The 21,260-nt window shown below is 36.9% G+C and carries 18 protein-coding genes and 1 pseudogene; 6 read left to right on the top strand and 13 right to left on the bottom strand.

Annotated elements, in window-relative coordinates:
• Window positions 1-4: 4 nt before the first annotated feature.
• The 9 genes from RMB03_RS10170 to tviB are packed head-to-tail and all read right to left on the bottom strand — an operon-like array spanning window position 5 to window position 9,266.
• Window positions 5-1,144, bottom strand: coding sequence for an O-antigen polymerase (locus RMB03_RS10170; protein ID WP_311075821.1), 1,140 nt, complete (start codon window positions 1,142-1,144; stop codon window positions 5-7).
• A 13-nt stretch (window positions 1,145-1,157) separates the two neighbouring features.
• Window positions 1,158-2,327: a glycosyltransferase gene (locus tag RMB03_RS10165; protein ID WP_311075819.1), complete on the bottom strand. Its 1,170-nt coding sequence runs from the start codon at window positions 2,325-2,327 to the stop codon at window positions 1,158-1,160.
• Window positions 2,324-3,385 (bottom strand): non-hydrolyzing UDP-N-acetylglucosamine 2-epimerase, encoded by a 1,062-nt coding sequence (wecB, locus tag RMB03_RS10160; RefSeq protein WP_311075817.1) that lies wholly within the window; start codon window positions 3,383-3,385, stop codon window positions 2,324-2,326. The genes RMB03_RS10165 and wecB overlap by 4 nt, the downstream gene beginning before the upstream one ends.
• Window positions 3,385-3,951, bottom strand: a complete 567-nt coding sequence (locus RMB03_RS10155; protein ID WP_311075815.1) for an acyltransferase — start codon at window positions 3,949-3,951, stop codon at window positions 3,385-3,387. Before RMB03_RS10155 ends, wecB begins: the two co-directional genes overlap by 1 nt.
• Window positions 3,948-5,327 carry an oligosaccharide flippase family protein gene (locus RMB03_RS10150; RefSeq protein ID WP_311075813.1) on the bottom strand — a complete coding sequence of 460 codons (1,380 nt, stop codon included), beginning with the start codon at window positions 5,325-5,327 and terminating at the stop codon, window positions 3,948-3,950. Before RMB03_RS10150 ends, RMB03_RS10155 begins: the two co-directional genes overlap by 4 nt.
• A 7-nt stretch (window positions 5,328-5,334) precedes the next feature.
• Window positions 5,335-6,414 carry a DegT/DnrJ/EryC1/StrS family aminotransferase gene (locus tag RMB03_RS10145; protein WP_311075811.1) on the bottom strand — a complete coding sequence of 360 codons (1,080 nt, stop codon included), beginning with the start codon at window positions 6,412-6,414 and terminating at the stop codon, window positions 5,335-5,337.
• Between the two features lies 1 nt (window position 6,415).
• On the bottom strand, window positions 6,416-6,994 hold the full coding sequence (gene wbpD / locus RMB03_RS10140; RefSeq protein WP_311075809.1) for a UDP-2-acetamido-3-amino-2,3-dideoxy-D-glucuronate N-acetyltransferase: 579 nt from the start codon (window positions 6,992-6,994) through the stop codon (window positions 6,416-6,418).
• Complete coding sequence (locus RMB03_RS10135; RefSeq protein ID WP_017389257.1) at window positions 6,991-7,941, bottom strand: Gfo/Idh/MocA family protein; 951 nt, start codon at window positions 7,939-7,941, stop codon at window positions 6,991-6,993. Before RMB03_RS10135 ends, wbpD begins: the two co-directional genes overlap by 4 nt.
• Before the next feature lie 29 nt (window positions 7,942-7,970).
• On the bottom strand, window positions 7,971-9,266 hold the full coding sequence (tviB, locus tag RMB03_RS10130; protein ID WP_311075807.1) for a Vi polysaccharide biosynthesis UDP-N-acetylglucosamine C-6 dehydrogenase TviB: 1,296 nt from the start codon (window positions 9,264-9,266) through the stop codon (window positions 7,971-7,973).
• 369 nt (window positions 9,267-9,635) lie between these two features.
• On the opposite strand from tviB, the gene RMB03_RS10125 reads away from it, so the two are divergent.
• The 5 genes from RMB03_RS10125 to RMB03_RS10105 all read left to right on the top strand — a co-directional run bounded on the left by RMB03_RS10125 (window position 9,636) and on the right by RMB03_RS10105 (window position 15,031).
• Entirely contained in the window at window positions 9,636-10,736 is a 1,101-nt protein-coding gene (locus RMB03_RS10125) for a polysaccharide biosynthesis/export family protein (protein ID WP_311075805.1), read from the top strand.
• A 4-nt stretch (window positions 10,737-10,740) separates the two neighbouring features.
• Window positions 10,741-11,169: a low molecular weight protein-tyrosine-phosphatase gene (locus RMB03_RS10120; protein WP_311075803.1), complete on the top strand. Its 429-nt coding sequence runs from the start codon at window positions 10,741-10,743 to the stop codon at window positions 11,167-11,169.
• A gap of 18 nt (window positions 11,170-11,187) precedes the next feature.
• Entirely contained in the window at window positions 11,188-13,371 is a 2,184-nt protein-coding gene (locus RMB03_RS10115) for a polysaccharide biosynthesis tyrosine autokinase (protein ID WP_311075801.1), read from the top strand.
• 189 nt (window positions 13,372-13,560) lie between these two features.
• On the top strand, window positions 13,561-14,286 hold the full coding sequence (locus RMB03_RS10110; RefSeq protein WP_311075799.1) for an FKBP-type peptidyl-prolyl cis-trans isomerase: 726 nt from the start codon (window positions 13,561-13,563) through the stop codon (window positions 14,284-14,286).
• Window positions 14,287-14,335: 49 nt separating this feature from the next.
• Complete coding sequence (locus RMB03_RS10105; RefSeq protein ID WP_311075797.1) at window positions 14,336-15,031, top strand: FKBP-type peptidyl-prolyl cis-trans isomerase; 696 nt, start codon at window positions 14,336-14,338, stop codon at window positions 15,029-15,031.
• 47 nt (window positions 15,032-15,078) lie between these two features.
• Here the strand turns inward: RMB03_RS10105 and murJ are convergent, their stop codons facing one another.
• A complete protein-coding gene (gene murJ / locus RMB03_RS10100; protein WP_281834233.1) occupies window positions 15,079-16,629 on the bottom strand; it encodes a murein biosynthesis integral membrane protein MurJ in 1,551 nt (516 codons plus the stop codon).
• Window positions 16,630-16,701: 72 nt separating this feature from the next.
• A complete protein-coding gene (ampD, locus tag RMB03_RS10095) occupies window positions 16,702-17,271 on the bottom strand; it encodes a 1,6-anhydro-N-acetylmuramyl-L-alanine amidase AmpD (protein WP_005037662.1) in 570 nt (189 codons plus the stop codon).
• A gap of 171 nt (window positions 17,272-17,442) precedes the next feature.
• Between ampD and nadC the strand changes: the two genes are divergently transcribed.
• Complete coding sequence (gene nadC, locus RMB03_RS10090) at window positions 17,443-18,288, top strand: carboxylating nicotinate-nucleotide diphosphorylase (protein ID WP_311075794.1); 846 nt, start codon at window positions 17,443-17,445, stop codon at window positions 18,286-18,288.
• On the opposite strand, the pseudogene RMB03_RS10085 reads toward nadC, so the two are convergent.
• Together RMB03_RS10085 and RMB03_RS10080 are read right to left on the bottom strand one after the other, a co-directional pair.
• Window positions 18,285-18,451, bottom strand: a pseudogene (locus tag RMB03_RS10085) (hypothetical protein). The gene nadC and the pseudogene RMB03_RS10085 overlap by 4 nt on opposite strands.
• A gap of 465 nt (window positions 18,452-18,916) precedes the next feature.
• The gene (locus tag RMB03_RS10080; protein WP_311075792.1) at window positions 18,917-21,085 is read right to left on the bottom strand and encodes a phosphocholine-specific phospholipase C; all 2,169 of its coding nucleotides are present in this window, start codon (window positions 21,083-21,085) and stop codon (window positions 18,917-18,919) included.
• Window positions 21,086-21,260 lie beyond the last annotated feature (175 nt).

Raw genomic sequence — 21,260 nt, 5'->3', positions numbered from 1 at the left:
AATATTATCCAGTAAAATATTGATTAGATCGCTGATCTTTTAACTCGACATATATACAGCTAATTAATACAAAGAAAAAAGGCATATATGCAGAAAATAAAGAAAAACCTGCCACAAGCAAGGGCACCAAAATATAAGTAAAATCTTTACCAATTTTTTTATAAGCATAGAATAGAAAAATGATAAAACTTAAAGAACCTAATATTCCAAATTCATAAACTAACGTAACAAGCATATTATGAGCAAAACGACCATCTGCATAGTATGTAAAATTACTTAAACCGATACCAAACAGTTTATTATAATATGGCATTAAAGAATAATTATCGATAGCAACTGAAATTATATAAAACTTACTATTAAAACTTCCATCAATATCGACATAGCTATTTCCTGCAATATATTTATTAACCAACAAATAAGAAGAGTAAAAATAAATAATAAGAAATATAACAAAAACAGGAGTTCTGAACTTACTACTAGACTTAGAAAAGATATAGCTAATAAAAAAAGAAATAATACTAGCTCTTGAAAAAGTCATAACAAGTAAAAGCAATAAGATTAAAAATTTTATCTTACCTAAATCCCATATTCCTCTATCCTTTAGAAACATAGAAAACATAAGAAAAAATAAAATAACAAAAGAGGTGAAATTTGAATCTGAAAAGAAAAAACTGGCTTTATAATCATAGAAAGAACCAGAATGACCCGCGTATAAAAACCGAAGTATTAACTCTAATAACATAAAAATTATTAAAAAATTAAATACTAAATTATATATTTTTTTTCTTTTATGTATACTTATAGACAACCCTACTCCTACAACTTGGGCTCCTAATAAGATACAATACAAATAAAGTATAGTTGAAAAAGTAGCCACCTCTCTATTTATAGAAGAAAAATAATAGCTACCAATTGTAAACATTATACAGGAAATTAAAAAATATATATAAAATCCAAATTGAAACTTATCTATATTTGTTTTTAAAAAGAGAAATGATAAAAGTACTAGAGGGATACCTAAACAGTAAACTGGGTTAATTGGTAGAGAATTTATGCTAAAAAAAGAACAAAATAGAAGCAAAAAGTAGCATGTACTAGCCTTAAAACCAGTCGCAGATGAAGATGAAACTTTATATAACATAAGCAACCTGATATTAGTCGGATTCATTCAGAATTGTGAGCAAATTCTCAAATTGATAATTTGAAGTGAGCTCATGAGGCACACTAGTATACTGTTGTTGGTTATTTAATATAAATTTTGCTATTTTTTTAGAATCTCGGGTTGCCACTCCTAGATTATATTTATTAATTAAATATGCAAGCTCACCGTCCTCATCACATAAAGCAATAATCGGTCTTCTAGCACGAATATATTCATAGAACTTACCCGTTAACACCCCTTTTTCAAAAGCACTTTTACCTAAAGCTATAATCAGATATTCAGCATTATTTTGGATCTCTAAGATTTTATCTCTAGGTAGTTTACTATTATTATTTATTCTAAGCTGAGGATAACTCTGTATATAATCTTCCACTACATTTTTATCACTACCATAAAACTCTAAAGTTTGAGTAGATTGAATTTCACATAAAGCTTCTAATAAAGGGGTAAGATCTCTTAATCCACCATATAAACCGCCTGTATATACAAAATTTTTACCAATAGTAGTAGAAGAATTTACCGAATCTTCTAAAAAACCATTACGCACTACACTTATTTTATTTTTAAGATATTGTTCCATTGCACTTTTCATATGATTAGTCACAACTAATACTAAATCAGCTTTTTGAAAAGTTTTTATTTCATACTTTTTATCAAATGATCTTAAAAACATTGGCATACGTCTATAAGTAGTTGTTGCCCATAGGTCTCTATTATCTGCTATCCATTTAATTTCAGGAAACTTAATCTTTATACTACTTGCCACACAATGTAAGGAAAATGGCAACCCCATTGAAAACATTATTTCAGGAATACCATTCTTCTCAATATATTGATTAATTTCTTTTAAGTAATTATTTTTCTTAACTATAAAATGATCAGGGTATAATATATTTCTAGATATTTGCTTTAATATTTTTAGTTTATTAGCTTGGGGGTTCTCATAGTCAAGAATAGATACCATTTTACTTGGAGCAACACTAATAACCTCTATTCCATTAAAATCGACAAGATAATCTTTTGATGAATGATTATCTTCATAAGAGGTAAAGACTGTTACTTCATAACCTTTTTCTACTAAAAATTTAGCTAATTGATAAGGCCTAACGGCCCCAATCATATTCATAGGAGGAAAAAATTCTGCTATTAGGAATACTCTCACTTAGACTCTCCAATTATATTTAATATCTTCTGTGATGTATCTCCATTACCATAAATATCTTTATTTAATATTTCACTATTCGTCTTGTTAGCTAATGTTGAACTAATTAAATCTGGGTTAGAACCCGCTAAAACATTATAGCCATTACTAACTAATTCCACCCATTCCGTTTCTTCCCTCAAAGTTATACAATACTTATTATGGAAATAGGCTTCTTTCTGAACACCACCAGAATCAGTGACAATTAATTGGCTATTTACCTCCAACCAAACCATTTCTAAATAACCAACTGGTTCAACAATATAAATATTTTTTGATAGAGATAAGTTGTACTCTTTAATTTTCTTCACTGTTCTTGGATGTAATGGTAAAATAATATTTTTATTTGACAATTCTAAACCTTTAAGTATATTCTGCAATTTACTAATATCATCTGTATTTTCTGCTCGATGAATAGTACATAAAACAAAACTTTCTAAATTCAGTGTATCAAACCAATATGGCTTGACCATTTTCTCTTTATAATATAATGCAACATCATACATAATATCACCAACTATGAAAATTTTGTTTTCACTTAAACCTTCATTGAGTAAGTTTTGCTTTGCTCCTAAACTTGGCACAAACAAATAGTCGCTAATCTGATCTGTTAATATACGGTTAATTTCTTCTGGCATTTGGCGATTAAAGGAACGTAACCCTGCCTCAACATGAGCAATTGGAATATGTAATTTAACTGCCGCTAAAGCTCCTGCTAAAGTTGAGTTAGTATCTCCATATACTAAAACTAAATCTGGCTTTTCATTTAGTAATATCTCTTCAATCTTTTCTAATTGTTGCCCCGTCATCGCACCATGAGTTTTTCCGCCTGTTTGCAGCATATACTTTGGCTTTGGTATTCCCATTTCCAGAAAAAAAATATCAGACATATTTGCATCATAGTGCTGTCCAGTATGCACAATTATTTCTTCAATATTAGAATATCTTTGTACTTCTCTTGAAAAAGCAGCAGCTTTAATAAACTGTGGTCTTGCGCCTAAAACAGTTAAAATTTTCATCAGTTAATTTCCTTAATAATCTTAGCAGGTACACCACCAAGCACAATATTACCTTGTTTAAAACTTTTTGTTACTACCGTACCAGCTGCCACGATTGTTCTATTACCAAGTTCTACACCAGGTAAAATTACACTATTCATTCCAATCCAACATTTTTCACCAATGATTACATCAGAACCATCCATATGAGCATCTAAGTCTGCTAAATCATGATTAGCAGTAATTATTCCTACATTTGGAGCAATATAAGAACCCTTTCCTATATATATCTGCGCATTAAAATTTTGGAAATAAGTTCCTGGTGATTGAAAATTATTCAAATCATCAGGGTGAAAATGAATATTTAATGGATTAGAAATCAAGCATGTTAAACCTGTAGGAAAGGGCATGGGCTTGTTCAAGCGAAGTATGTTTTTTACCCACAGCGATTTAAGAGAAAAAATATATCCATTAAGATTCTTATCAAAATGCTTTCCTCTTAAATATTTTTTATCAAAAAAGATACACAAGAAAAAATGTATACAAGGTAAAAAAGCAAATATAATTTGCTTTAATAAAGCTTTCACAATCCTACCTCTCTTAATAAAACAGCAAATATCAAACTTATAAAAGTTATTAAAAATATGAATAAAAATGATCTTTTTAATAAAAAAAGATGATCTTTAATTACAAGCCCAGCTGTACCAGAAAAAATAATATAGCAAATAAAATAAAATATTCCGCCAGAAATAGCATATGTTTCTATTAAATAAGAGGGATTTATATAAAACTGCCCATAAAGCATACCTATACGCAAACAAAAACCAAAAATAGTTAATAAAAGCATTTGCTTTTGTTTTCCAGCAATATGCATTATCATAGAAATTGGTGATGCTAATAATTGAAAAGCGAACCAAGGCACCATCCAACTAATAATAAATCCTACTTTTGCCCATTCCATCCCAAATATGTATTTTGAAAATATAGGGCTTAAAATACCAATAAAAATTAATCCACTTACACCATATTTAATTAAACTTTCTAATATTATTTGGGTATATTTTTTTATTGTTTTATTTTCATATGCTATAGGTGCATCTGCTAAATAAACTTGTGAAACTGCTCCACTGATAAGTTGGATAGGAATAGCCATTACCTGCATTGCAATCATTAAATACCCTACTTCCGACCCTAAAGTAAGTGTTGCAATAATTAATATAGGCAGCTGAATACCAGCAGAATTGGCTAAAGAGTCAAGTGTAGAATACTTTGGAAATTGATCATTCTTTTTGAATACTAAACATAAATATTTAGTATCTAAACTCTTTAATAAAATGATTGTTTCATTCCAAAAGTTTATACCTAACTTTCGAATCCCAGCTGAGATTTTTATAATTTGTCCAATTACTAAGCCTATAGCTGAATACCCCATTGTTCCCATAATAAGCTGTGTAGAAGTACCACTTACAGATTGTACTACCCGTGTTTTCGCTATTAAGGTAAAGCTTTTTTTTCGAGTGGCCCAATACTGAAGAGCAGTGTACATCCCGGAAAAAAAAACTCCTATGGGTATCAACCAAATTAGTTGTTCAAACTCTGGTTTATTCAATAAATTTATAATATCTGCATGAAAAAACCAAATTATTAACCCTATTAAAATAGATATAAAAAAATTACTTATTAGTGCCAATACAGTTAAAGCCACTGCTTCTTTATCATCAATAGGTATTGGTATGGCAATTTCAAAACGCAAACAGCTGGCAACTGTAAGGATACCTAGTATAGAAGTATAAACTGCAAATATAGAGAACCCTGCGGGACTATATAATCTTGTTAACAAAGGTAGAGCAAGAACAGCTAGACCTTGAGCAAAAGCCGTACCCCCAACAAGGACTGATACTGCTTTTAAAAAGCCTCCTTGAGCATTTAACTTATTATTAATCTTTACAAGAAGGCTTTTCACTGTTAAATCAACCTAAAGCTTGAACAATTTTCTCTTGAGCTTCAACAGTCAAGTAAGGATGCATAGGTAAGCTCATTACTTTTTCCGCAATAGCATCCCCAACAGGAAGATGAACCTCACTATCCGCTACAGCAGGTTGTTTATTCAGAGGAATTGGGTAATGCACCGCAGTTGGAATACCTTGTGCTTTTAATTTCTCTTGCACCTCAGCACGATTATCAACCTGAATCGTATATTGTGCCCAAGCACTCGTATTATATGACTCTACAAATGGAGTAGTATTAATACCAGCTTTATTAAATAGTTGATTATAAACTTCAGCTACTTTTTGACGTGCTTGCATTTCATCATCCAAAATTTCTAATTTTGGTAATAAAATTGCTGCCTGAATTGTATCTAAACGACTATTCACGCCTACACGAATATGGTGATAACGCTTATCTTGACCATGACGTGCAATTTGACGAATAACTTTTGCCAGCTCATCATCATTAGTAAAAATAGCGCCACCATCTCCATAGCACCCTAATGGTTTACTTGGAAAGAAACTAGTACAAGCAACTGTACTTAGGTTACAGCTTTTACGACCTTTATAAGTCGCACCAAAACTTTGTGCAGCATCTTCAATTACAGGGATACCATACTTTACAGCAATCGCATTGATTGCATCAAAGTCTGCACATTGACCATATAAACTTACAGGGATAATAGCCTTAGTTCGAGGTGTAATCGCCGCCTCTAATTTTTCAACATCTAAATTATAAGTTTTTGGATTTACATCGACATAGACAGGTTTTGCGCCTAACAATGCAACCGTTTCAGCGGTTGCAATATAAGTAAAGCCCGGAGTAATCACCTCATCACCTGGCCCGATTCCAAATGCCATTTGTGCAATCTGTAATGCATCTGTCCCATTGGCACAAGTAATACAATGCTTAGCTCCAACATAAGCAGCAAGTTTTTCTTCTAGTTCAATTACTTCTGGCCCTAAGATATATTGACCATGCGTCAATACATTCTGAATACCAGCATCAATTTTATCTTTAATTCGATTTTGCTGTGCTTTTAAATCAATAAAGTCAATCATATTAACCCTGCTTTGTAAGTGTCGTTCCATCGAGTTGATAAACTGCTCCAGTATGAGAGCAGATAGCTTGGGCTTGTCCCTGCAAAGGCAAATCGAGTTGCTCACCAAACTCACTCATCCAGCCAATTTGTTTAGCAGGTACACCCACCATCAGCGCATAAGCTGGCACATCTTTATTGACTACAGCACCAGCACCAACAAAAGCATAAGCTCCAATAGTAACCCCACAGACAATCGTACAGTTTGCCCCTAGTGTCGCACCCTTTTTCACCAGAGTGTCTCGATATTGATCTTTACGCTCAATTAAAGAACGAGGGTTATAGACGTTAGTAAACACCATGCTTGGGCCACAAAATACGCCTTCTTCCAAAATTACATTATCGTAAACTGACACATTGTTTTGGACTTTACAGTGGTCGCCAATCACAACTCGGTTACCAACAAAAACGTTTTGGCCTAAAGACACACCTTTACCAATTTTGGCACCACTACAGACATGAACAAAATGCCAAACACGTGAATCTTCACCAATTTGTGCGCCATTATCGACTATGGCAGTTTCATGTTGATAAAAGCTCATGCTTTTTTCACCTTTGCCAATAATGGATGTGGATTTTCTGGGTTTTCAACAATAGGCGAAACACGAATTACTTCAACTGTTTCAATTGCTGCACGGTTCTCTTCGACACCGTAACCTTTACCTTCTAATACACGTTGATAGCTTTGTGTATGCAAATCGGTAAAGCCACCTGAAAACTCTAACTCTTCATTTTCAATGGTAATACTTCGATAGGTCAGCTTCTCACCTTGTACCGCATTTTCTGGGAGGTTATTTGCATCAATTGACAAGAACCAACGCACGCGCGCACGTTCGTATTCCAAATAACCCGAAGCAGTTTTCTCATCACGGAAATGCACTTCATTTTTAACGATTTTGCCAAAAATAAAATGCAACATGTCGTAAAAATGCACACCAATATTAGTTGCAACTCCACCTGATTTATTGTCTACCCCTTTCCATGATTTTAGATACCATTTACCACGAGAAGTTAAATAAGTAAGGTCAACGTCAAATACTTTATCAGCCGGCGCAGCTTGAACCTTGTCACGCAGTGCGATAATAGATGGGTGCAAACGCAATTGTAAAATTGAGTTTACCTTAGACCCGTATTGCTTTTCATATTCAGATAACATATTTAAGTCTTCTGAATTCAGCACCAACGGTTTTTCACAAATGACCTCAATGCCATTTTTCAAAGCATATTTCATATGCGGCGCGTGTAGATAGTTTGGTGAGCAAATCGCTACATAATCCAGCTTTTCACCTTTTAGTTTTTGGTCTTCTACATATGCTTCGAATTCTTCAAACTCAGTAAAAAACTCAGCTTCTGGAAAATGACTATCCATAATCCCAACCGAGTCATTCACATCCATTGCTACAGCTAAGGTGTTACCAGTTTCTTTAATTGCTTTTAAGTGACGCGGTGCGATATAACCAGCAGCACCAATTAATGCAAATTTTTTCATGATCAAAACTTCAATTTAATAAGATAAAATTAGAGACGGAATACGGTAAAGCCTGCATTTGACATTTCTGTACGGTCAAAGAGGCTCTTCACATCAGCCAACACTGGCTTTTCACATTTCATATAACTGCGCAATTCACTTGCTGAAAGTGAACGGAATTCATTGTGGCCTACCGCAAGAATGATACTATCCACAGGGTTTTGAGCATCAACTTTCCCAAGCTCAATACCATATTCATGTCTAACTTCGGCTGCATCTGCCCATGGGTCTGCCACTACAACTTGTGCACCCCAGAACTCTAATTCTTTAATAAGATCTGCTACTTTACTATTACGAATATCAGGACAGTTTTCTTTAAAAGTTACACCAAGCACACCAACTTTTGCACGAGGTACATCAATACCATTTTGAAGCATAAGCTTAATCGTGTTACGAGCAACGTAACGGGCCATATTGTCGTTGATACGACGACCTGCAAGAATCACTTGGGGATGATAGCCAACTTCTTCTGCTTTATGAGTCAAATAATATGGATCGACACCAATACAGTGCCCACCTACCAAACCTGGACGGAACGGTAAGAAGTTCCATTTACTGCCTGCTGCTTCCAACACATCTAAAGTATCGATACCGATGCGATCAAAAATCACAGATAGCTCATTCACTAAAGCAATATTTAAATCACGCTGCGTGTTTTCAATAACTTTTGCTGCTTCTGCAACTTTAATACTAGTAGCTTTATGAGTACCTGCAGTAATAATACTTGCGTACACTGCATCTACAGTATCTGCCACTTCAGGAGTACTACCACTCGTAATCTTCTTAATTTTAGTTAGTGTATTAACTTTATCGCCTGGATTAATGCGTTCAGGACTATAACCAGCAAAGAAATCTTGGTTAAATTTAAGACCAGATATCTTTTCTAATATTGGAATACATACTTCTTCTGTTGCGCCTGGATATACTGTAGATTCATATACAACAATATCGCCTTTCTTTAAAGCTTGCCCTACAGTCTCACTTGCTTTTTTCAAGGGAGTTAAATCAGGACGATTCACCTGATCTACAGGTGTAGGAACAGTTACAATAAAAAAATTACTTGTTTTTAAATCATCTAAATTTGAACTAAAACTTAATTGTTCTGCTTTTAGAAGCTCTTCTGGCGAAACTTCTAAAGTATGGTCTTGACCATTTTTTAATTCATTAATACGGTTTTTGTTAATATCAAACCCTATTACTGGCCCTTTTTTTCCAAACTCAACTGCCAATGGCAAGCCTACATACCCTAAACCTATAATCGCTATTCTTAAATCGGCAAGTTGCATAAAAGTTAGCCTTTTTCCTTACAAGATTGTATCTATTAAATATATGTTGCATGTTAACTGAATATCGCCGAGCGTAACTATATCAGTTTTTTTCTACTCTCCGTATTGCAATTGTATAAAAGTGTTTACAATGCAAGTATCTCCAGTTAAACAATCCTGTTAAAAATAATATCTTTTAACATTTCTATTAATTTCCTATAACCAACTTAGCTGGCGTAGATAAACTAAACATACAAAGCTCTACTATTTTTCGGTGTTTTTTCATTTCTTTTCAGCTAGAATCTGTCCATCCTGCGTTTAGTTTAAATAGACACTTGTTACTATGCAGTGGACGATATCAATTAAAGATAAATACACAAAGGGTCGCGTGTGAAGTATTGCCAGTTTTTCTCTATTCTTACCTTAAGTTTAAGTGCTGCCAGCTGTGCGGTTACTTCCGGCTTACAAACTTACGATATTCCAAGTGAAGGGGTTTATAAAACAGATCTCGGTACTACGGTTAACGTCGTTAAAATCTCTCAAGAAACAATACCAGCAATTCAACCTGCTCAAATTGACTATCAACGCGACTATGTAAGCTTATTTAAAAATCAACAACCTATTTACCGCTTAAGTCCCGGAGATACTCTCTCTATTCAGCTTTGGGCTTACCCTGAAATTACGCCACCTGTTAATGGCATTAGTAACGAGCAATCAATTCAAGCCAATGGTTACCCTATTGACCAGAGCGGATACATTCAATTTCCTCTAGTTGGTCGTTATAAGGCTGCTGGTAAGTCACTTGCTCAAGTCAATCGCGAACTTCGTAGCCAACTTTCCCGCTTCTTAAAAAACCCTGATGTGATAGTTCGCGTACTCTCCTATGAGGGCCAACGCTTCTCTGTACAAGGGAGTGTTACTAAAGGTGGGCAATTCTACCTAAGTGATCAACCAGTAAGTGTATACTCAGCTCTAGGTATGGCTGGCGGCGTCACCACAATGGGCGATAATACTTATATTCAACTCATTCGAAATGGTCGAACCTACAACTTAAATACGATCGATTTAGAAAAAGCCGGATATTCATTACATAAGCTATTGGTTCAACCCAATGACACAATTTATGTCAGCACTCGCGAAAACCAAAAAATTTATGTCATGGGTGAAGCTGGAAAAAGCCAAGCTTTACCAATGCGTGATCAAGGTATGACGTTAAGTGATGCTTTAGGCGAAAGTTTAGGTATTAATCCAGCTTCTGCCAGTGCAAGCAAGATTTATGTAGTACGTACTAATCCAAATGATCGTACTACCGAGATATATCATTTAAATCTACTCAGTATCGGCGACTTTGGCTTAGCCAATCAATTTAGACTACGTAGTAATGATATTGTCTATGTTGATGCGACTGGCTTGACTCGCTGGCAGCGTGTGATTAATCAGATTATTCCATTCTCAAATGCTTTATATAACATAGATCGTTTGGGACAATAATATTATGAAAATTAAAAACATTTTAGTGGTTTGCATCGGAAATATCTGCCGTAGCCCTATGGCAGAATATTTCTTAAAACAGCAATATCCCGAGTTAAATGTTGAGTCTGCTGGTATTTCAGGGCTTGTAGGCCATCAGGCAGATAATAAAGCGCAACTGTGTATGCAACGCTTAGGCATTGATATGCAACCCCATGTGGCACGTAAGCTTAGCGCTGAACATATTAAAAAAGCTGACCTTATTTTGGTCATGAGTCACAACCAGCAAAAGCATATTGAACAGACTTGGCCCTTTGCAAAAGGTAAAACTTATCGTTTAGGCCATTGGCAAAACAAAAACGTGCCAGATCCATATCAGCACGATCAAGCTGTTTTTGATGAAACCTGCCAACTCATTCAACAGTGCATTGCTGACTGGAAACCTTATATTTAACGCCAAGATTTTAAACTTATGAACCAAAATACCAATACCGAAGATACAATTGATTTAAAAGAATTGTTTTTTTCACTGATCGCTCAGTGGAAGTTAATCGCACTGTGCATTATTTTGAGCCTTGTCTGTGCGCTGCTCTATTTACGTGTAACACCAGACACCTATTCGGTTGATGCTTTGGTTCAGGTTGAAGACAGTAAAGGTGCTTCTGCAGCACTTTTAGGTGATTTGTCTAATATGATTGAGCAAAAATCACCAGCTCAAGCAGAAATCGAAATTTTAAAATCGCGTTTGGTTTTGGGTTCAGTGATTAAAGACTTACATCTGAATATACAAGTTTCCAGCACAGAAAATACATTTACCCATCGTTTATTAAGTGATACCGACTATAAGGCTGAATACACCAAAAATTCAGTTCTATTTAAAGATGGCCTAAAAAGTTTTGAAATCCGACAGTTTGAAGTACCAGCGTTTTATTTAGATAAAAACTTACTACTTAATTTTGATAAGCAATCCTTGCGCTTAACCGACCCAGAAACTGAACAAGTGATATTAAATGTTCCGTTAAACCACGCTAACCACATTACTGGGCCACATGGTTTGTGGAAGGTTGCCATCTTTACTAGGGATCAACTCGATACAACCTATAATATAGCTAACTTATCTTTACCAATTGCAGTAAATGCCATTAGTGCAAACTACTCAGTTGCAGAACGCGGTAAACTTACTGGGGTTTTAGGTCTTAACTATCAAGGTCAAGATAAAGAGCATATTACTAAAGTTTTAAATGCAATTTTGGCGACTTATAGCGCACAAAATATTGAACGTCGCTCAGCTGAATCTGCACAAACATTAAAGTTTTTGGATGAACAGCTACCAGACCTCAAAAAACAACTAGACGATGCAGAGCGTCAATTTAATAAATTCCGTCAGCAATACAACACGGTTGATGTCACTAAAGAGTCTGAACTATATTTAACTCAGAGTATTACTTTAGAAACTAAAAAAGCAGAGCTTGAACAAAAGCAAGCTGAAATGGTAGCAAAATATACTGCTGAGCACCCTGCAATGCGTGAAATTAATGGACAGCTAGCAGCCATTAATAAGCAAATTGGTCAGTTAAATAGTACCTTAAAACAACTACCAGATGTACAACGTCAATATTTACAATTGTATCGTGAAGTAGAGGTAAAAACTCAGCTCTACACAGCACTTTTAAACTCTTACCAACAACTTCGTATCGCGAAAGCTGGTGAAATTGGCAATGTCCGTATCGTTGATACGGCAGTCGAACCAGTTGAGCCAATTAAGCCGAAGAAACTGCTTGTTCTAATTTTATCTATTTTTGTTGGTGGCTTTATTGGGGCCCTCATTGCTTTACTACGTAATATGTTACGTACAGGTGTGAAAGACTCAAGTCAAATTGAAAATGAGTTGGATTTGCCAGTCTATGCAACTGTACCACGTTCACCAATTCAAGAAAGTCGTATTAAGATTTTAAAGAAGAAGAAGAGTATTCCTATTCTTGCAGTTAAAAATAGTGATGATATTGCAATTGAGAGCTTACGTAGCATCCGTACTGCGATTCACTTTGCATTAGCAAATGCAAAAAATAATATTATTATGATTGCTGGTCCTTCCCCGGAAGTCGGTAAGTCATTTATTTCGACGAATCTAGCAACGATTTTTGCACAAGGTGACAAACGCGTCTTATTGATTGATGCTGATATGCGTCGTGGTTATATGCACAAATATTTTGATGTCGACGTAAAACCGGGGCTTTCTGAGCTACTAAGTGGACAAGCTGACCTACAAAAAGTATTGCACAAAACTCAAGTCGCTAACCTTGATGTGATTACCCGTGGTAAGAGTCCAACAAATCCTTCAGAAATATTGAGTTCGACGCAATTTAAAGACTTATTGGAAACGGTTCAAAGTCAATATGACCACATCATTATTGATACTCCACCAGTACTTGCAGTAACCGATGGTATTATTATTTCGCAATATACAGGTGTGAACTTAATTGTTGCTCGTTATGCTAAGTCACAAATGAAAGAGCTTGAGCTCACGATTAACCGCTTTGAGCAAGCAGGTGTTAAGATCAACGGCTTTATTCTCAATGATATTCAACGTGCTAGCGCGGGTTACGGTTACGGCTATAACTACGCTTACGCATATAAAGCACAAAAAGAAGATTAAGCGTAAAGTGAGAATTAAAACCGGATCAAATGATCCGGTTTTTTATTGATTTTTTTAAGCTTAAGCACATTAAAACTAACTAAAATATATAAAAAACCACTCGTTTTTTTTCTTAAACATTCTATGCTTAAGCATGCTAAGATCAAAAGCAGCCTTTTTAGACTCAAATGATTATTTTTGGAACCTTTTATGAGTAAAGCCTTACCCATTGCTGTCGCTGTAGTTTTAGGCGGTGCTGCACTTGTACCAGTATATTATGCAAGCCAACATCCGACCACAGAAGTCGGAAGCAAGGCAAATAAAAATGCCTCTCCAATTGAAAAAATCAGCTATGTTCTTGGGTATGAAGTTGCTCAGCAAACTCCACCTGAACTAGATACAAAATCATTTGTGAAAGGGATTCATGATGCTCGCAGCAAGCAGCCAAGTGCTTATACTCAAGAAGAGTTAAAAGCTGCTGTAACCGCTTATGAAAAAGAATTACAGCAAAAAATGCAGCAACAGAATAAACCAGAACAAGCTGCTGGTGCTGCTCCTGAGTCTGCCGATGCTCAATTCCTTGCAGAAAATAAAACAAAAGCTGGCGTAAAAACTACGGCGTCTGGCTTGCAATATATCATTACTAAAGAAGGCACAGGTAAACAACCCACTGCGCAGTCTATCGTTAAAGTACATTACGAAGGCCGTTTAATTAATGGTCAAGTTTTTGATAGTTCTTATAAACGCGGTGAGCCAGTTGAGTTTCCACTCAATCAGGTTATTCCAGGCTGGACTGAAGGACTTCAATTGATGAAAGAAGGCGGTAAAGCGACGTTCTTCATTCCATCAAATCTTGCCTATGGCCCTCAGGAAGTTCCTGGCATTCCAGCAAACAGTACACTGATTTTTGATGTAGAACTCATTTCAGTGAAATAAAAACATTCAGGAGAGTAGAACATTACTCTCCTTTTTTTTGGAAAACGGCATGAAAAAAATTGGTCTAATTATTGCAGCATCAACAATGAGTTTATCTGTTTTTGCTGCAACTCCTATAACGAATAAAAGCCCAGCAAAAGAACAATTTAGCTATAGTTATGGCTATTTGATGGGTCGTAATAATACTGATGCATTAACAGATCTAAATCTTGATACTTTTTACCAAGGTCTTCAAGAAGGCGCACAAAGTAAAACAGCACGCCTAACTGATGAAGAAATGGCAAAAGCGATTAATGACTATAAGAAAACCTTAGAAGCCAAACAACTCGTCGAATTTCAAAAAACAGGTCAACAGAATGCCCAAGCAGGTACAGCATTTCTTGCTGACAATGCAAAAAAATCAGGTGTAATCACGACTAAATCTGGTCTTCAATACCAAGTATTAAAAGAAGGTAATGGTCAAAAGCCGAAAGCCACATCTCGTGTTAAAGTAAATTATGAAGGTCGTTCACTCGACGGGACCGTATTTGATAGTTCTATTGCCCGTAATCATCCAGTTGAGTTTCAGCTCAGTCAAGTAATTACTGGTTGGACAGAGGGTCTGCAAACCATGAAAGAAGGCGGAAAGACTCGCTTCTTTATTCCAGCTAATCTTGCTTACGGTGAGGTCGGTGCTGGTGATAGTATTGGCCCAAACAGTACTTTAATTTTTGATATTGAATTACTACAAGTTTTACCAAAATAAATTCATTAGATATAAAAAAGCGATCAGTTAAGATCGCTTTTTTATTTTTAGTGTTTTAAGTCTCTAGGACGAAAACCTGTAACGACGAGAGCAACCAGATAAGCGACTACGCCGACTACACACAATCCAACCACTTCGGCAACACGTAACCACTGTGAAAGTTCACCGTTATACCAATTTAACGCAAACCAAAGTGCTGCAATCATGGCAAGGTTCGCTAAACCATATTGAAGAAACAGCTTTTTCCAATGTGAACCAAACCGGAAAATATTACGCTTATGCAAATAGAAGTAGAGTAAACCTGCATTCACCAAAGCCGAGCCTGAAGATGCCAAAGCAAGTGCCATATGCTCTGCATGCCAATCAATCAGCTTAAAGAAACCAATAAATATAACGTTTAAAATAGCATTTGCTGCGACTGACATTAAACCAACACGTACTGGTGTTTTGGTATCTTGCTGTGCATAAAAACCAGGTGCAAAGACTTTAATCAGCATAAACGAAATCACGCCCGCACTCATACATTGCAGTGCTAGAGCTGTCATTTGTGTATCACGTAGGTCAAACTCGCCACGCTGAAATAATGCCTGAATAATCGGTGTAGAAAGCATAAATAAGGCAATACTTGCTGGTAAGCCAACTAATACAATAATTTTTGCAGCCCAGTCGATCATACCGCGGAACTTTGCTTGATCTTGTTCTGCATGACGGGCAGAAAGTGAAGGTAAAATCACTGTACCAATTGCAACACCAATTAAACCTAACGGCAATTCAGTCATACGCTCTGCACTGTAGAGCCAAGATACTGAACCATCTTGCATGAAAGAGGCCCAAATCGTATTTAATAACAAGTTAATCTGGGTAACAGATACCCCAAATAATGCTGGCAGCATTAACTTTAAAATGCGTTCTACACCTTCATGTTTAAAATCAACTTTAGGTGGGATCAGCAGATTTTTACGCCATAGCTCTGGAATTTGTATCGCTAACTGCAAAACACCCGCCACAACAACTGACCAGCCTAATGCTTTGATCGGTTCAGCCATATACGGCGTAAGCCACCATGCCCCGGCAATCATCGCGACATTCAGCAAAACTGGTGAAAAAGCTGGTGAAGCAAACGAACCATAACTATTTAAAATACTGCTGGCAAAAGCTGTCAGCGACATAAACAATAAATAAGGGATGGTCAGACGAAACATGCTGACTGCTAAATCGAACTTTTCAGGATCGCTATGGAAACCCGGGGCATACATATAAATGATTGCGGGGGCTAGAACCATAGCAACAAAAGTGAGTAGGGTCATGATTGTCAGCAAACAGCCAAATACCCGACTAATTAAGATCTGCACTTCAGCGTGTGCTCGGCCTGTTTTATATTCAGTTAATACTGGAATAAAGGCCTGAGAAAAGGCACCTTCGGCAAATAATCGTCGAAAGAAATTGGGAATACGAAAAGCGACGACGAAGGTATCGAAATCTTTACCCGCACCAAACACATTGAGCAATACAACATCACGCACTAATCCTAACACTCGTGACAACATCGTCATTGCACTGACAATAAAAGTCGATCGCCATAATGCCATCGTACTCACCTACAGCTATATTCGAAAGACGCTATTGTAATGAAACTAGAAAATCTTTTCGTTGTGAAATGATGAACAAACTCAAGTTTTTTTCTGACCCAACAATTGTCTAAAGTGCTGCCATTTAAAATAAGGTCCCGGATCAGTTTTTCGGCCGGGTGCAACATCTGAATGTCCTGCAATATGGTTTTTAATTTCAGGATAAGCCTGACGAATGGCTGTAACGACGTCGGTTAATACATTGTATTGTACTTCTTCAAAGGGCAAATCATCACTTCCTTCAAGCTCTATCCCAATTGAATAATCATTGCATTCTACTTTGGCTAAATAACTCGAACGCCCTGCATGCCATGCCCGATCATTAAAATTAACGAACTGTAGTACTTCCCCACTACGTAAAATCAGCAAATGCGTAGAAACCTGCATCCCTTCAATGGTCTGGAAATAAGGATGAACTGACCAATCTAACTTGTTTTGAAAAAACTGCTCAATATATCCACCTCCAAATTGAGATGGCGGCAAACTAATATTATGAACCACAATCATTTGAATTTCGGTACCAGTCGGACGCTGGTTAAAATTTGGAGAAGGGATTTGTCTCGCCCCTTTTAATTGTCCATCTATAACTTCATACGGTGTAATTTGCTTCATTGAGATGCCAATAAATTGCTTGCCAATTGTTTTAGTTTAAAACAGTTATCTACTTTTCAAAGTAGTAAATGCGATTGTTTATCGCGATTAATCTCATAAAACAGCTTATTTTTAAAGTCGACGGTGCTAATATATCGCAAGTTTTAGGGTCATCGACAAAATGGAAACCGTATGAGCATACCTCAGTCTTTGCTTGAACAATCAATTCAAATCAATATTCAACAAGCATTACAAGAAGATATTGGGGACGGTGATATTACCGCTATGCTCACACCCGAAGATGAGCAAGCCACTGCGACTATTATTAGCCGTGAAGATATGGTCTTAGCTGGCCAACCTTGGGTAAATGCACTCATCTCAGCTTATGACAATACCGTTCAGGTGACTTGGTTAAAACAAGAAGGCGAGCGTGTTGCTGCAAACGAAGCATTTTTAAAACTTGCTGGTTCTGCACGTAGCTTACTCACTGTAGAGCGCCCTGCTTTAAACTTTATTCAAACTTTATCTGCGGTTGCGACAAAAACAGCTGAATATGTTCAACAGCTCGAAGGTTTAAATACAAAACTCCTCGATACACGCAAAACCTTGCCAGGCTTACGTATTGCACAAAAATATGCTGTAGCTATCGGTGGTGGTCAAAACCATCGTCTAGGTTTATTTGATGCGTTTTTAATTAAAGAAAACCATATTATGGCGGCTGGTGGTATTGCTCAGGCAATTACCAAAGCCCATCAAATTGCTCCGGGTAAACCTGTTGAAGTCGAAGTTGAAACTTGGGATGAGCTAAATCAAGCGCTTGAAGCTGGTGCAGACATTGTTATGCTAGACAACTTTAGTCAACAGCAAATGATTGATGCTGTAAAACATGTTGCAGGCCGTTGTAAGTTAGAGGCATCAGGCAATATCACCATTGAAAACTTACGCAAAGTTGCCACCACAGGTGTTGACTACATTTCTATGGGTGTACTGACTAAAGACGTTAGAGCCGTTGATCTATCAATGCGTTTTAATGCTTAAATAAAGTCCACATCGTTATTCATATTTTTTGCGACTTGGTCATGTCTGCTGCTTGTGTTTTCTGCCATGCTGACTGAGTCGCTTGTGCCCCACTATCACGTGGGTCAGCAGCCATTAAAACAAATGTAACTACTGCTAATAATACAATAAAACCTTGTAGCATAAATTTTCCCCATTACTTTTAAAAAATCAGGGTTTCAAGGTAAAAGATAAATATGACGAGGCTTAGGAGATTCTGTTACAAAAGGTAAGTCTTTATTTTTATTATTCATCTGTACAACAGTCTCTCCCCCCAAATACAATTTTATATCAACAGCCTAAACCCTGTATTTACTATTGTGACAGGGATATCTTGTTTTTCTCTACCAACCTACGCGACGGAGTCTTACCGTCTAGAATTTTTTGCCAACAGCTAATTCTGTTACTTTGGTTTTGCCCTGAATGGCGACTAAAGCCATGCAAGACCAAAGGCATTGTCATCTGCAAAACCTGCCCACTTTCATCCTCTATCCTATTTTGTTGCAAAAATAAGATCCTTATAGATTATAGACAGGTTGCAGATGACTTTTGGCACCAGCTAATGAGGAATAAATTCCAATACCCCCATTAAGGAAAATAACTTACCAACTTAAGACTCTAAATAACCCATATATGGATCAGAAATTGAATCTTCTTGGGTTTCAATACGGCCAGCAAAGCGACGGGTAAAAGTAGCATCATCAGCTAAGGTCACTGTAAAGTCGTACCAACCACCAAATTCAGACATATCCCAAACCAGTTCTTTTTCAGAATGATCCGTTTCTATAGTCCATGTCTTATTTGGAAGATAAGCATTTGCCTTGACTGTGAGCTTGGCTGACTTATTACCATCATGACGCACTTTTAAATATAAATTCGCATCACATTCTTCCACACACACTCTAATTTCCGGCAATGCTTGAGTCTGATTAACTTGACTCAAATTACCTTTAAACGCACGATGGAAACCATTTGGCCCAAGTACCCATAAATCGTACTGCCCATTTGTAGCATTCCAGACATCATCTAACTGTTTACCCGCTTCAACCATATAACGGCGTGGAATCGCTGTAAGATCTAATCGGTTATACACATGGAAAACCGCTGCCTGTTTACCTGTATTTGAAAACATCAGCTTGACTGTCTTTTGTGCTGCATCAACTTTAGCACTGGTATGCAAAATATAAGGCAAAGCACGTGAAGGTCTAATGCCCATTTCCTGCTGTGCAAATTGTTGCTGGCTTGGAACCGGAACTTGTGGCAATAAAGCTTGAGCAACACGAATAGCATCGGCTTCTGCTTTTGTTTTCTTACCTACTAACTCATTTACAGGCAAAAGGTTCGGGGTTTTAAAATCAAAAGCTGTAGTTAAATCGCCACACACGGCACGACGGTATGGACTAATATTTGGTTCTTGCACACCAAAACGCTTTTCTAAGAACTGTAAAATAGAAGTATGGTCAAAGACTTGTGAATTCACCCATCCCCCACGACTCCACGGTGAAATCACATACATTGGAACGCGTACACCCGGTCCATAAACACGTCCATCTGTTGCGGGTTGAGATTTTGCTGTAGCGACTGCTGGATGGGTAAAGTACTCATAAGATACTTGTTGATCACTTAAAGTCGTTTTCCCCTGAACTACACCTTTTTCATCTTTAGAAGGGGCACTTGGTGAAGGAGTATGGTCAAAGAAACCATCATTCTCATCAAAGTTCACTAATAAAACCGTCTGACTCCAAACTTGAGGGTTTTCAGTTAAAGCATTTAATACTTCCTGAATATACCAAGCACCCTGTACAGGACTAGATGGCCCTGGATGTTCACTGTAGGTCGCAGGAGCAACCAACCAGCTTACTTGCGGTAATTTACCTTGAGCGATATCTGTTTTAAAAGTTCCTAAAAAACCACCGTCCGGCATGGTGTTAGCAATACCCTTATAAAGCGGCTGTGTTGCATCGATTTTTTCATCGTATGCAGGGCAAACGAGAGCATCGTTACTTACAGGTTGCCCCGACTGCTCATTCGCACGGCGATACTGTTTGAAACCGGCTAGAGGATTGTCGGTAAAGTTATCCGGCATATTCTGGTAGATTTTCCATGTGACACCAGCCTGTTGTAAGCGCTCAGGATAAGTCGTCCATTCATAACCCTCATTTGAAGGACCAATACCATCAAACTCATTTACAACACTGGCAACACCTGCACCTGTAGGACCATTCGTTCCAGTCCAGATAAATTTACGGTTTGGATTGGTACCGGCATGCATCGCACAGTGGTAAGCATCACAAATGGTAAAAGCATTGGCTAATGCAAACTGATATTCCACTTCCTGTTTTTTGTAGTACCCCATCGACTGCGGCTTTTTATGCGCTACCCAATCACTCATACGACCATTGTCCCAAGCGGCTTGACCATCCGACCATGAATGAGGCGTACCTGAAACGCGCTGTGCATTTCCTAAGCGGCTATCCAAATGGTAAGGCAATATTTTATTTTTCTTAGCATCATATTGTTCCCAAACCTTTCGGCCTTCGGTCATTGGAATGGTAAAGCGGTCTCCAAAACCACGCACGCCTTTTAGTGTTCCAAAATAATTATCGAAAGAACGGTTTTCCTGAGTCAAAATCACGATGTGTTTAACATCTTGAATAGTTCCACTTTCAACTTTGGCATCAATTGCCAGCGCTTTTTGGATACTAAGCGGGAAACTCGCTAAAGCAGCTGTCCCAAACATGGTTTTTGTAGAATTTAAAAGAAATTCGCGACGATTCATTAGTTCTATCCTGAGTTCTTATTATGGTGCACAGTGCATTTTGCAATTACTGGTCGGCGGTGTTGTTGGCGATGAATTGTCTGAGTCGTTATCATCGTTACAAGCACTGAGCATAAGTGCTAAAGATGTAATTAATAGAAGTGAAAATTTTCGCATCATTTTTTTCCAAACGTTT

The organism is Acinetobacter sp. V91_7 (genome assembly GCF_031799075.1).
Lineage (GTDB): Bacteria > Pseudomonadota > Gammaproteobacteria > Pseudomonadales > Moraxellaceae > Acinetobacter > Acinetobacter calcoaceticus.
The sequence above is the reverse complement of the archived record's forward strand: the minus strand, read 5'-3'. Positions and strand labels throughout refer to the sequence as shown.